This window comes from Corynebacterium sp. SA-MJD20WY100 (genome assembly GCF_039822565.1).
Classification (GTDB): domain Bacteria; phylum Actinomycetota; class Actinomycetes; order Mycobacteriales; family Mycobacteriaceae; genus Corynebacterium; species Corynebacterium phoceense_A.
Genome location: NZ_JBCJKS010000016.1, coordinates 39,803 through 51,631 on the forward strand (window position 1 = coordinate 39,803; position 11,829 = coordinate 51,631).

General features: G+C 67.1%; 13 protein-coding genes. 12 read left to right on the top strand and 1 reads right to left on the bottom strand.

Translation table 11 applies throughout. The features are described from left to right. Positions 1-20: 20 nt before the first annotated feature. On the bottom strand, positions 21-494 hold the full coding sequence (locus ABJ196_RS09410; protein WP_066492918.1) for an inorganic diphosphatase: 474 nt from the start codon (positions 492-494) through the stop codon (positions 21-23). 66 nt (positions 495-560) lie between these two features. On the opposite strand from ABJ196_RS09410, the gene dacB reads away from it, so the two are divergent. From dacB to ABJ196_RS09470, 12 genes are all read left to right on the top strand, one after another. Further along, a complete protein-coding gene (dacB, locus tag ABJ196_RS09415; RefSeq protein WP_347306507.1) occupies positions 561-1,847 on the top strand; it encodes a D-alanyl-D-alanine carboxypeptidase/D-alanyl-D-alanine-endopeptidase in 1,287 nt (428 codons plus the stop codon). Beyond that, positions 1,847-2,746 (top strand): tRNA lysidine(34) synthetase TilS, encoded by a 900-nt coding sequence (gene tilS / locus ABJ196_RS09420; protein WP_347306509.1) that lies wholly within the window; start codon positions 1,847-1,849, stop codon positions 2,744-2,746. Before dacB ends, tilS begins: the two co-directional genes overlap by 1 nt. 22 nt (positions 2,747-2,768) lie before the next feature. After that, entirely contained in the window at positions 2,769-3,353 is a 585-nt protein-coding gene (hpt, locus tag ABJ196_RS09425; RefSeq protein ID WP_347306511.1) for a hypoxanthine phosphoribosyltransferase, read from the top strand. A gap of 12 nt (positions 3,354-3,365) precedes the next feature. Further along, entirely contained in the window at positions 3,366-5,852 is a 2,487-nt protein-coding gene (gene ftsH / locus ABJ196_RS09430) for an ATP-dependent zinc metalloprotease FtsH (RefSeq protein ID WP_347306513.1), read from the top strand. Then, a complete protein-coding gene (gene folE, locus ABJ196_RS09435; RefSeq protein ID WP_347306515.1) occupies positions 5,845-6,495 on the top strand; it encodes a GTP cyclohydrolase I FolE in 651 nt (216 codons plus the stop codon). The genes ftsH and folE overlap by 8 nt, the downstream gene beginning before the upstream one ends. A 94-nt stretch (positions 6,496-6,589) precedes the next feature. Next, entirely contained in the window at positions 6,590-7,534 is a 945-nt protein-coding gene (gene folP / locus ABJ196_RS09440) for a dihydropteroate synthase (RefSeq protein ID WP_347306517.1), read from the top strand. Next, positions 7,534-7,905 carry a dihydroneopterin aldolase gene (folB, locus tag ABJ196_RS09445; RefSeq protein WP_347306519.1) on the top strand — a complete coding sequence of 124 codons (372 nt, stop codon included), beginning with the start codon at positions 7,534-7,536 and terminating at the stop codon, positions 7,903-7,905. The genes folP and folB overlap by 1 nt, the downstream gene beginning before the upstream one ends. A 3-nt stretch (positions 7,906-7,908) precedes the next feature. After that, positions 7,909-8,394: a 2-amino-4-hydroxy-6-hydroxymethyldihydropteridine diphosphokinase gene (gene folK, locus ABJ196_RS09450; protein ID WP_347306521.1), complete on the top strand. Its 486-nt coding sequence runs from the start codon at positions 7,909-7,911 to the stop codon at positions 8,392-8,394. Next, positions 8,395-8,862, top strand: a complete 468-nt coding sequence (locus ABJ196_RS09455; RefSeq protein WP_347306523.1) for a DUF3180 domain-containing protein — start codon at positions 8,395-8,397, stop codon at positions 8,860-8,862. A gap of 275 nt (positions 8,863-9,137) precedes the next feature. Next, positions 9,138-10,256, top strand: a complete 1,119-nt coding sequence (locus tag ABJ196_RS09460; RefSeq protein ID WP_347306525.1) for a DUF6779 domain-containing protein — start codon at positions 9,138-9,140, stop codon at positions 10,254-10,256. Then, a complete protein-coding gene (locus tag ABJ196_RS09465) occupies positions 10,257-10,925 on the top strand; it encodes a hypothetical protein (RefSeq protein WP_347306527.1) in 669 nt (222 codons plus the stop codon). It begins immediately after the preceding gene. Next, positions 10,922-11,779, top strand: coding sequence for a pantoate--beta-alanine ligase (locus tag ABJ196_RS09470; RefSeq protein WP_347306529.1), 858 nt, complete (start codon positions 10,922-10,924; stop codon positions 11,777-11,779). The genes ABJ196_RS09465 and ABJ196_RS09470 overlap by 4 nt, the downstream gene beginning before the upstream one ends. Positions 11,780-11,829: the final 50 nt, after the last annotated feature.

Below are 11,829 nucleotides of genomic sequence, written 5' to 3' on the forward strand. Positions count from 1 at the left end.
AGCGGGGTAAGAGCGAAGATTTACTTGTGGCGCTCGATAGCTTCCTGCAGGATCTTCTCAGCCTCGGCCTTGTCGCCCCAGCCGGAGCCGGTAACTTCCTTGTTCGGTTCCAGGTCCTTGTAGTGGACGAAGAAGTGCTCGATCTCGTCCTTGATGGATTGCTCAACATCATTGATGTCCTGGTAGCGCTCCCAGCGCGGGTCGTCGATGACGCAGAGGAGCTTGTCGTCGCCGCCAGCCTCGTCCGTCATCTTGAAGACGCCGAGGATGCGAGCCTCCACGATTACGCCCGGGAACACCGGCTCCGGGAGGATGACGAGGGCGTCGAGCGGGTCGCCGTCTTCGCCGAGGGTCTGGTCGATGAAGCCGTAGTCAGCCGGGTAGGCCATCGGGGTAAACAGGTAGCGGTCGAGGTAAACCTTGCCGGTCTCGTGGTCGACCTCGTACTTGTTACGGGAGCCCTTCGGGATCTCGACGGTGACTTCAACGTTCACGGTTGTCCTCCATGTCAGTAGTGGTTAGCGTTTGCTGCTCACATCATACCCGCTAGGGTTAAGGCAATGAGTACAAAGCGTGTGTGGTGGTGGTCCGCAGCCGGCGTCGCGGCTGTGGCCGTGGCGGCGACAGCGGCGACCGGTGTGGCGGTCCAGCGCACCTACGGGGACCTGGATCACGGCCAGGCCTATGAGGCTCCGGCGCCGGTGGATCCGCTCCAGCCCGCCCAGCCTGCCGATGCCCCCTTGGGCGACGTCGCAGGCCGCCTCACCGAGCTTGCGCGCGATAACGAGGCTTTGGGTAACTTCGGCGGCCAGGTCATCGACACGGCGACGGGGGAGGTCGTGTGGGACCAGGACGGGGCTAAGGCGCTGCTCCCGGCGTCGAGCACGAAGGTGCTCACGCTCGCGGCGGCGACGTGGGAGCTGGGCGAGGATGACCGGATTACGACGGAGATCGTGCGCGGAGACAATAACGCGGTCATCATCAAGGCCGCCGGCGACGTGTGGCTCACGCTTGCGCAACTCGACGCCGCGGCGGCGCAGATTAAGGAAGCCATGCCCGAGGTGAGCGGGGTGTTCATCGACACACGCGCGTGGGTCGGCGACGATCAGGCGAAGGGGTGGGATCCGGAGAATGTTGATGGCGGCTTCGTCGCGCCGATGCAGCCGGCCATGGTTTTCGGCGGACGTCTGGGCGCGGCGACGGGCGACGTGCCGCGCAGCCACACCCCGGCGCTCGACGTGGCGAACCTGCTGGCCAAGCGCTTGGGCGTGACGACGGTGGGCATGAGCAAGGCTCCCGATGCCGCCGCACCCGTCGCGACCATCGAGTCCGAGCCGCTGTCCGTGCGCGCCGAGGAGGCCGGGAAGGACTCGGATAACGTCATGGCCGAGGCCATCGGTCGCGAGCTCGCCGTCGCGCGCGGCAAGGAGGCGTCGTTTGCGGGTGCTGCGGAGGCGACGCTCGAGGTGCTTGGCGAGCACGGCGTCGATACTTCGCAGGTCTTTCTCGCGGACAACTCGGGCTTGAGCGATGTCAACCGCATTCCGGCGGGCGTGCTCGCGGGAATCATGAACCAAGCGGCGACGGAGGACGCGCTGCGCCCGCTGCTCGGCTACCTGCCGGTGGCTGGCGGCGACGGCACGCTGTACACGCGGTATACGGATCTCGCGGGACGCGGCTACGTGCGCGCAAAGACGGGCACGCTCACGGGGACCTCGGCGCTAACGGGTATCGTGCCGGGGCAGTCGGGCCATGTCTTTGCGTTCGCGTTCCTCGTCAACGACAGCGACGTCCTGGCCGCGCGCGCGGCACAGGATGAGCTGGCGTCGGCTTTGCGGGAGTTCTAGTGGATCCGTTCTGGCCGCGGAAGTCGCCGCATTTCGCGCGGCTGCGCGCGGCCGTGCGGCCCGTCGCGCGTGAGCATGCGCGGCTCGCCGTGGGACTTTCGGGCGGGCCGGATTCGCTGGCGCTGGCGGCGGCGCTCGCCGCGGAAAAGCGTGGGGAGATCGTTGCCGTGTGCATCGACCATCAACTGCAGGAGGGCTCGCGCGCGGTCTCGGAGGAGGCGGCGCGCCAGGCACGCGCGTGGGGACTCGCCGCGCAGGTCGTCGCCGTCGACGCCGGGCGCGGCGAAGCGGAGGCGCGGGTCGCGCGGTACCGAGCGCTCGCGGCCGAGGGCGTGCCGGTCTGCGTCGCGCATACCGCCGAGGACCAGGCCGAGACCCTGCTGCTGTCCGCCCTGCGGGGGCAGACCGGCGGGATGGCACCGCGCGCCGAGATTGAAGGCTGTGTGGTGCTGCGCCCGCTGCTCGAGGCGCGCCGGGCTGACACGGAGGGCGCATGCAGAGAACTCGGCGTCGAGCCGTGGCGCGACCCGCACAACGAGCGCGCGGACTTCCGGCGGGTGCGCATTCGCCGCGAGGTCCTGCCGTTGCTCGGCGACATCGTGGGCGGCGACGCCGTCGCCCCGCTGGCGCGCGCGGCAGCGCAGACTGTGGACGACGACAGGGCGTTAGATACGGCGCCGACCGAGGATTGCGCCGAGCTCGCAGCCCTGCCCGCGGCGCGTCGACGCCGCGCGATTGCCGCCTGGCTCCAGGCGTCGGGAGCGCCGGTGACGGGGTGGGGGATTGAGGGCATCGGAAAGCTGTGTACGGATTGGCATGGCCAGGGTGGCATTGCGGTGGGCGCAAGGTTGGAAGTCAGGCGTGTTGGTGGCAAACTGGCACTATTGCATCAGCAGTAAAAACCAAGGAGCCAGCCCCCTCATGCATGACACCAAGGACTTTCAGGTCCCGGCCAACCCGTACGGCGACGACCTCGAAGCCGTCCTTCTCGACGAAGCGACCATCAAAGCCCGCGTGCAGGAGATGGCGGACAAGGTCTCCGCGAAGTACGCGGATAACGAGGAAGACCTCATCCTCGTGTGCGTGCTCAAGGGCGCGGTGTTCTTCCTCTCCGACTTCGCGCGTGCGCTCAGCATTCCGTCCCAGCAGGAATTCATGGCGGTGTCCTCCTACGGCAACGCGACGTCGAGCTCGGGCGTCGTGCGTATCTTGAAGGACCTCGACCGCGATATTGAGGGCAAGGACGTCCTCATCGTCGAGGACATCATCGACTCTGGCCTCACGCTCAGCTGGCTCATTCGCAATCTGCAGGGCCGCCGCCCGCGCAACCTTGACGTGGTGACGCTGCTGCGCAAGCCCGAGGTAGTCAAGGTGGAGATCGACATGTTTGACGTCGGCTTCGACATCCCCAACGAGTTTGTCGTGGGCTACGGCCTCGACTACGCGGAGCACTACCGCGACCTGCCGTTCGTGGGCACGCTGAAGCCGGAAGTATATTCGGACTAGACTTTCTTCCTAATGAAAAATTCCAGCATCGTCCGCTACGGCGCGATCGCGGGCCTCGTGCTCATCGCGCTGTACGCGTTTACGTTCTTTACTAATGACTCGCGTTCCTACATGCAGGTCGACACCTCCGTGGCGTTGGCCCAACTGCAGGACAAGAATGTCGCGGAGGCCCAGATCGATGACCGCGAGCAGCAGGTCCGCCTAAAGCTGCGCGAACCCGTCACGGTCGAGGAGCGCGAAGGCGTCGAAGAGGTTATCGCCAAGTACCCGGCCCGCGCCACCGAGCAGGTCTTCAACGCCGTGAAGGATTCCGGCGCGGACAAGTACCAGACCAAGGTGACGCAGGAGTCGTTCATCGGCTCGATGATTTCCTTCATCCTGCCCATGCTCATCGTCTTCGGTCTGCTCTTCTTCTTCATGTCGCGCATGCAGGGCGGCGCCGGCGGCCTGTTCGGCATTGGTAGCTCCAAGGCCAAGGAGCTCACCAAGGACATGCCCACCAACACGTTTGAGGACGTGGCCGGTGCGGACGAGGCCGTGGAAGAGCTCATGGAGATCAAGGACTTCCTCGAGGACCCGGAACGCTACCACGCGCTCGGCGCGAAGATTCCGCGCGGCGTCCTTCTCTACGGCCCTCCGGGCACCGGTAAGACACTGCTCGCGCGCGCCGTCGCAGGCGAGGCGGGCGTGCCGTTCTTCTCCATCTCGGGCTCTGACTTCGTGGAGATGTTCGTCGGTGTCGGTGCCTCCCGCGTGCGCGACCTGTTCAAGCAGGCCAAGGCGCAGTCGCCGTGCATCGTCTTCATTGACGAGATCGACGCCGTGGGTCGTTCCCGCGGTGGCGCTAGTACCGGCGGCGGCCACGATGAGCGCGAGCAGACTTTGAACCAGCTCCTCGTGGAGATGGACGGCTTCGGCGACCGCGAGGGCGTCATCCTCATCGCGGCGACCAACCGCCCGGACGTCCTCGACCAGGCGCTGCTGCGCCCGGGCCGCTTCGACCGCCAGATCCCGGTGACCAACCCGGATCTTGCCGGCCGCGAGAAGATCCTCGAGGTCCACGCCAAAGGTAAACCTTTGGCGAAAGATGTCGACGTCAAGCAGCTGGCCAAGCGTACCGCCGGTATGTCCGGCGCGGACCTGGCGAACGTCCTCAACGAGGCGGCGCTGCTCACGGCGCGCATCGGCGGCAATGTCATTACGGCGGACGCGCTGGAAGAGGCCACGGACCGCGTGGTGGGTGGCCCGCGCCGCCAGTCCAAGATCATCTCCGAGCACGAAAAGAAGGTCACCGCGTACCACGAGGGCGGCCACACGCTCGCCGCGTGGGCGATGAAGGACATCGAGCGCGTGTATAAGGTGACCATCCTCGCGCGCGGTCGTACCGGCGGCCACGCCATGACGTCCCAGGAAGACGACAAGGGCATGTACACGCGCGACGAACTCTTCGCGCGCCTCGTCTTCGCCCTGGGCGGCCGTGCCGCGGAGGAGCTCGTCTTTGGCGCGCCTACCACGGGTGCGTCCTCGGATATCGAGAACGCTACGAAGATCGCGCGTGCCATGCTCACCGAGTACGGCTTCAGCCCGGATCTCGGCACCGTGAAGTACGGCCAGGAACAGGGAGACCCGTTTGCCTACGGTGGGGCCGGCGGCTCCATCGAGTACTCGGACGACGTCGCCAAGCGCATCGACGAGCAGATGCACTACCTGCTCGACCGTGCGCACGAACAAGCCTACGCCATCCTTGCGGAGCACCGCGACTACCTGGATAAGCTGGTGGAGCTGCTCCTTGAAAAGGAGACGCTGCGCCGCCCGGACCTCGAGGGCGTCTTCGACGGCATCGTGCCGCGTGAGTCCTTCGACGTCTTCGAGGGCGAAGACGAGCGCTTCCCGCAGCAGGCCGGCCGCGAGCCCATTAAGACTCCGGTCGAGCTCGCCGAAGAACGCGGCGAGGAGCTGCCCAAGCGCCGCACCCTGCTCGACGCCACCCGCGCCGCACGCGAGCGCCGCCTGGCCGGCAAGGTTCTGCGCGTCGGCGACGACGAGGAATACGGCTTTAACTTCGGCCGCGACGCCGGCGATATCGTCGACGATTACACCGAGGGCACCGAGCCCGAGTCCACCGAAGAGCCGGCCGAGCTTGCCGATGCCCCCGCCGCGCCGGCGCCGGAGGCTCCCGCGCCCGAGGCTGATGAGCCGGCGGAGCCTGAGTCTCAGACTGCGTCTGTGCATGAGGCCGAGACTGAGGCCGGGCCGGAGCAGGAACAGGAACCGGAGCCGGTGAAGCCGAGCCCGAGCACCGATAAGACGACGGAGATTCCGGTCGTGCGCGACGCCGCGCCGCGGGGTCGCCACCACAAGCCGAGCGCTGAGGACGCGCAGCCGGAAGAGACCAAGGAGATTCCGCGCGACTGGGCGCGCCCGTGGGGCAGCCAGGACGCGCCGCAGAATCCGTACGCCGATGGCTCCGCGGATAGCAAGGGAGAGAAGAATGACTAATCCGGAGACTGCCGCTGGGCACGACGCCCTGACCGACGCAGCGGAGGGCGGCGCGACCCCGGACATCCCGGCGGTGCGTGCGTTCGACCAGGAGCGCGCGGAGGCCGCGGTGCGTGAGCTGCTCATTGCGGTGGGCGAAGACCCGGACCGCGAGGGTCTGCAGGAAACGCCGGCGCGAGTGGCGCGGGCGTACCGCGAGACGTTCGCGGGCCTGCATGAGGACCCGACGGCGGTGCTTGCGAAGACGTTCGCGGAGGGCCACCAGGAGCTCGTGCTCGTGCGTGATATCCCGATTTATTCGACGTGCGAGCATCACTTGCTGCCGTTCTACGGCAAGGCGCACATCGGGTACATCCCGGGCAAGGACGGCCACGTGACCGGCCTGTCGAAGCTGGCGCGTTTGGCGGATATGTATGCCAAGCGCCCGCAGGTGCAGGAGAGGCTCACGAGCCAGATTGCGAACGCGCTCATGGACAAGCTCGGCGCGCAGTCGGCCATCGTGGTCATCGAGTGCGAGCACTTGTGCATGGCGGCGCGCGGCATCCGTAAGCCGGGCTCGACCACGACGACCTCGGCGGTGCGCGGCGGCTTTAAGAAGAACGCCGCCTCACGTGCGGAAGTGATGAGCCTTATCCGCAGCTAATCCCAGGCGGCCGGACGCGTGAGCGTGCGGTCGCTTTTTTAAGTACATGCAGTGCGACGTGAATGCTTTAACAGCTTTGAATGAAAGGAAGAACATGCAGCCGGCAGCCCGCGTGAGTGATTTGAGTGTCCCGGGGAGGACGTTGGTCATGGGAATCGTCAACGTCACGGAGGACTCGTTTTCCGATGGCGGGCGATGGTTGAACCACGAGGCGGCGATTGCGCACGCGCGCGAGCTCGTTGCGGCGGGCGCGGACATGATCGACGTAGGCGGTGAGTCCACGCGTCCGGGCGCGGTGCGCGTGGAGGAGCGCGACGAGATCGAGCGCGTCGTGCCGGTGATCGAAGCGCTGCATGCGGAGGGAATTCGCACGTCTGTGGACACCATGCGTGCGGCGACGGCGGCCGCGGCGGCTGCGGCGGGCGTGGATATGGTCAACGACGTCTCGGGCGGGCTCGCGGATCCGGAGATGTTCGCCGCGATGGCGGATGCCGGCCGCACGGTGTGCCTCATGCACTGGCGGACTTCGACGTTTGGCTCCGCGGCGGGTACCGCGCACCACGGCGGGGATGTCGTGCGCGATGTGCACCAGGTCTTCGACGAACTCGTCGCGGCCGCGGTGAAGGCAGGCGTGCGCGAGGACGCGATTGTGCTCGACCCGGGTTTGGGGTTTGCGAAGAGCCCACAGGATAACTGGGCGCTGCTCCATGCGCTGCCGGAATTCCTGGACGGACCGTTCCCGCTGCTCGTGGGAGCCTCGCGCAAGCGCTTCCTCGCCGCCGTGCGTGCGGACCGCGGCGCGGAGTCCAATCCGCTGCTTGCAGACCCGGCAACGGCAGCGGTGACGGCGATTTCGGCGCATCTCGGCGCGTGGGGCGTGCGCGTCCACGAGGTGGGTGCCTCGCGCGATGCCGTGGATGTGGCGGCAGCCTGGACGCGGGGGAAGGACTACGCGGGAGGAGAGGGGGCATCGGGAAGCTATGCGAACGGTGCGGACCACGGGACAGTAGCAACGACGGCGCTAGGAAAGGCGAAATAATGGCAGACCGTATTGAACTCACCGGCCTGGAGTGCTTCGGCTACCACGGTGTCTTTGCAGAGGAGAAGCGCACGGGACAGCCGTTTATCGTGGATATCACGTGCTGGCTCAACTTTTCGGAGGCGGCGGCGGACGATGACCTCACAAAGACCATCAATTACGCGGAGCTCGCAGAGGTTGCGGCGGAGGTCGTGGAGGGACCTGCACGGGACCTCATCGAGACGGTCGCCACGGACGTGGCCAATGCCGCCATGCGACGCTTCGAAGAGCTTTATGCTGTAGAGGTCACCATTCATAAACCCAACGCGCCCATCCCGCGCACGTTTGGCGATGTCGCGGTCGTGGCGCGCCGTTCCCGAAAGGGGAAGTAAATCATGCGTGCAGTCCTGTCTATCGGGTCCAACATGGACGATCGCGTGGCGCTGCTGCGCAGCGTCTTTGACGAGTTCGCCGGCCAGATTGTGGCGGCCTCGCCGGTCTATGCCACCCCGCCGTGGGGCGTGGAGAACCAAGACGAGTTCTTAAACGCGGTGCTCATCGTCGAGGTGGACGAAACGCCGCTCGGCCTGCTGCGTCGTGGCCAGCGCCTCGAAGCCGCGGCGGAGCGCACGCGCACCCAGAAGTGGGGTCCGCGCACGCTGGACGTGGACATCGTGGACATCTCGTCGTTTACGTCGACGGACCCGCGCCTCGTGGTGCCACACCCGTATGCCCGCGAGCGCGCCTTTGTGCTCGTGCCGTGGCTGGCGGCGGATCCTGATGCCACGCTAGCGGGCACGCCGCTGGACACGCTTATCGCGGATCTTGACCCAGAAGAGGTCGCTGCCATTCGTCCCTTGGGGCCCATCGAGGAGCTCTAGATGCAACGTACGTCTTTACCCGCGCTTGGTGGCACCGCCGTGTTTGTGGCGGCCGCCGTCGCCATCGTTATCCCGCGCCTCTACGGCTACATGGGAACCATCCCGCTCACCGTCTCCGTCACGCTGTGGCTCATGGCCATTGTGTGCGCGGTGCTGGCGTGGCGCGTGCGCGAAGCAAAGAAGGACGATACGCACGGCATTGGGCTGGATACCTCGCAGCTCAATCCTATGACGATTACCAACTTCATGCTGCTGGGTAAGGCTTCCGCGTGGACCGGCACCATCGTGGGCGCGGCGTATGCGGGCCTGGCCGTCTACGTCATTCCGCATGCCCACGAGCTCGTGGCTGCGGCCGAGGACGTCCCCGGCGTTCTCGCTAGCCTGCTGGGCGGCGCTGCCATGGCGGTAGCTGGCGTTGTCCTCGAACGCTACTGCGAGGTACCGCCCGCGGATGGGGCGGCGGCGTAGACACCGAACGCAGGATGTCGCGCTCGCTGCGGGTGAGGACCGCGAGGGGCTTGTGCTGGACCGGGTTGTGTGCCTGGAACCTGCGTCGGTGAGACGCACGACCACAAAGCATCCGTGAATGGGGGTACATCCCCGTGGTGGGGCACGCCCGGCCCAAGGGCACTGTGGGGGAGGAAACGCGGTAGGGTTTAAGGCTTAGGACATGCGCGTAGGCCTCGCCATCCATGCGGGTGGGGCGTGCGGGCACGAAGGACGCACACGGTAGGTTGGTGACCATGACTTCCACACAGCAGCAGGAATTCCCGGACAAAGACGGCGCGCAGTCCGCACCCGAGTCCGAAACCGCGACCACCCGCGCGAACTGGGCGCTCATTGCGCTCGTGGTCCTTGCCGTCGTCGCGACCATCTTGATGCTGATCTCGGGCTCCGCCGCAGCGATGAAGCTCGCGCTCGTCGCCGCGTTGTGGGCCGCCGTGCTGGGCTTCTTCCTTGTTACCCGCTACCGCCGCGAGGCCGCGCAACGCGAGCAGGAGCTCGCCTTGCGCGAGGAGCTCTACACCACCGAGCTGGATAAACTCCGCGCCGAGAAGTCCGCGCTTGAGGGCACCACGCCTGGCGATTCGGAGCTGCTTGCCGATATCAAGAACGAGCTCCAACAGATCCGCACGCAGCTGGAGGAGCTCTCCGGCCGCGACTTCACCTACGAGCCGGCTGCTCTCTACGCCGAGGCCCGCCGCATTGCGGAGATTGAGTACAAGGTCGGCGCGACGGAGGAACCCAAGGTCGCCTTCACCCAGTCTTCCGCGGGTGCGCCGTCTGCCGATGCCATCGCGGGCCGCGTCGGCACCCAGCCCAGCGCCAGCTCGCGCCACGACAACCCGCTCTCCGAGCTCATCCGCGAGCGCGAGGCCGCCGGCACCGATACTCCGGCCCGCCGCCACGGCGCACATGAGGCACCGGAGACTGCTGCTTCATCCGCATCCGCGCCTCAGGCGGACACTGCGTCGAAGCCGCAGGCCGCGTCCGCGGAGGCCTCCGCTTCTGAGCAGACGCCGCACGCGCCGACGTTTTCCACGCAGCGCAGCCCCGAATCGACATTTAGCACCGGTTCCTTCCAGGCCGTGCGCTGGGACCAGGGCGGCGTGGATACGAACGTGACGCCAAAGGCCTCCCATACGGCGCATTCCGCGGCGACGAAGGCCGAGCCGGCCACAGCGCAGGATGCCAAGGCCGCAGACGCTGCACAGGATGCCGGGCTGGACTCAGCGCAGGACGCGAAGAAGGCTGAGGCTGCGGCCTCTGAGGGACGCCGTGGCCGTCGCCGCAGCGACGCTGGCCGCGCGGGCGCGGTCTCCGTGGCGGAGCTTATGGCCCAGATGAAGAAGGGGAAGTAGATGCCCGCACCGCGCATGCGGATTGGGATCTTCGGTGACTCGGCGGCGGGTCAGGAGCTAGCGGCCGGGCTGGCTGCGGCTGGGCACGCGCTCGTGCGCATTGACGCCCTCACGGATATTGGGGAGGTCGAGGCACTCATCCTCGCTATCCACGCGACGCAGCTGCCGCGCGCTGTCGAGGCCGTGGAGACCTACATCGCGAACGGGCAGATCGTTATTCACACCGCGCTCGCCGCAGGTGTGCAGGTCCTCGACCCGTTGGAGACGCGCGGCGCCGTGGTCGTGGCGGCTGCACCCGTGAGCGTGAATCGCTGGGCCGTGACGACGCTCGATGAGCTAGGGGAGACCATCGCCGGGCTACTGCTCGGAGAGATGGGCGCGACCGCCATCGCGAAGACCGACGCGGAGCGTGCGACGTTGGCCAGCCGGGTCGCGTATGCGAAGATGCTCGCGCGGCTCACCGCGAATGCGCGCCGGGAGGTCGAGCTCCTCATGGACGAGGAGACGCAGCCGGGCGCGGACATTGACCCTGCGGAGGTCATTGAGGGCTACGGCTACATTCACGAGCCGGGTCTGCGGCGCTCCTACTTGGAGGTCGCGCGGCGCTTCGGCGAGGTCGAAGAGGCCGAGGATATCGAGATGTGGGCACTACAGGAGGAAAATAGATGAGCTTCGAATTGGGTGCGGCGACGGTCCTCGACGACGAGTCGCGCGTCGCGCTGGTTGCGCGGGCCTATAAAAAGTTGGGCAAGCCCATTGTCCTCGTCCCCCTGGGTTCCGGAATTCACGCAGGCCACGTGGCGCTCGTCCGCGCGGCCAAGGCCATTCGTGGCGGCATCGTCATCGTTGCGGCGGAAACGCTGGGCGAGGGCGACCAGGAGCTGCTCGCGCGCGAAGGCGTCGACGTCGTGTGGGTCTATACCCCGGACGCGCCGCGCACGCTTGTCCTGCCCGTCGACCACGGCCTGGAAGACACGACAGAACTCGCGACGTCGCTCACGCGCGCGCTGCGACTTATCAATGCCGTGGGCGCGACGGACGTCGTGGCGGGGGAGAAAGACTACGAGGAGTTGCTCGCGCTCAACGCGGCGCTCCACGATCTGCACCTGGGCGTGCGCCTGCAGGGCGTGCCCACGGTCCGTATGCCGGACGGCGTGGCGATGAGCCTGCGCAACGCGGGCGTGGCCGAGGACGCTCGTGAGCAGGCGGAGGCGCTCTCGGCGGCGCTTACCGCTGGGGCCCATGCTGCGGAGCACGGCGCGGAGGCTGTCCTCGACGTGGCGCGCTCCGTGCTCGGGGCGGCCGGGGTGGAGCCCGAGTACCTCGAGGTCCGCGGCCGTGACTTGGGGCCCGCGCCGGAGCAGGGTGACGCCCGCCTCCTTGTCGCGGCGACCGTGGGCGGCGTGCGGCTCATCGACAACGTAGGGCTTCCGCTGGGCATCGGCTTCCGGAATCTCGAGGATTACGAGGCGCAGCAGGAAGCGCAGCGCGAGGCCGCACGCGCCGAAGAAAACCAGGCCTAGCTAGAGCCGGATTTCAGAACAACGAAGCCGTCAGATCCACGCGGACCTGA

Excerpts from the sequence above, each read along its gene's own strand:
- folE (WP_347306515.1), top strand. The coding sequence starts at position 5,845 with ATGACTAATCCGGAGACTGCCGCTGGGCACGACGCCCTGACCGACGCA.
- ABJ196_RS09455 (WP_347306523.1), top strand. The coding sequence starts at position 8,395 with ATGCAACGTACGTCTTTACCCGCGCTTGGTGGCACCGCCGTGTTTGTG.
- ABJ196_RS09470 (WP_347306529.1), top strand. The coding sequence starts at position 10,922 with ATGAGCTTCGAATTGGGTGCGGCGACGGTCCTCGACGACGAGTCGCGC.
- ABJ196_RS09465 (WP_347306527.1), top strand. The coding sequence starts at position 10,257 with ATGCCCGCACCGCGCATGCGGATTGGGATCTTCGGTGACTCGGCGGCG.
- ftsH (WP_347306513.1), top strand. The coding sequence starts at position 3,366 with ATGAAAAATTCCAGCATCGTCCGCTACGGCGCGATCGCGGGCCTCGTG.
- hpt (WP_347306511.1), top strand. The coding sequence starts at position 2,769 with ATGCATGACACCAAGGACTTTCAGGTCCCGGCCAACCCGTACGGCGAC.
- folP (WP_347306517.1), top strand. The coding sequence starts at position 6,590 with ATGCAGCCGGCAGCCCGCGTGAGTGATTTGAGTGTCCCGGGGAGGACG.
- ABJ196_RS09460 (WP_347306525.1), top strand. The coding sequence starts at position 9,138 with ATGACTTCCACACAGCAGCAGGAATTCCCGGACAAAGACGGCGCGCAG.
- folK (WP_347306521.1), top strand. The coding sequence starts at position 7,909 with ATGCGTGCAGTCCTGTCTATCGGGTCCAACATGGACGATCGCGTGGCG.
- folB (WP_347306519.1), top strand. The coding sequence starts at position 7,534 with ATGGCAGACCGTATTGAACTCACCGGCCTGGAGTGCTTCGGCTACCAC.
- dacB (WP_347306507.1), top strand. The coding sequence starts at position 561 with ATGAGTACAAAGCGTGTGTGGTGGTGGTCCGCAGCCGGCGTCGCGGCT.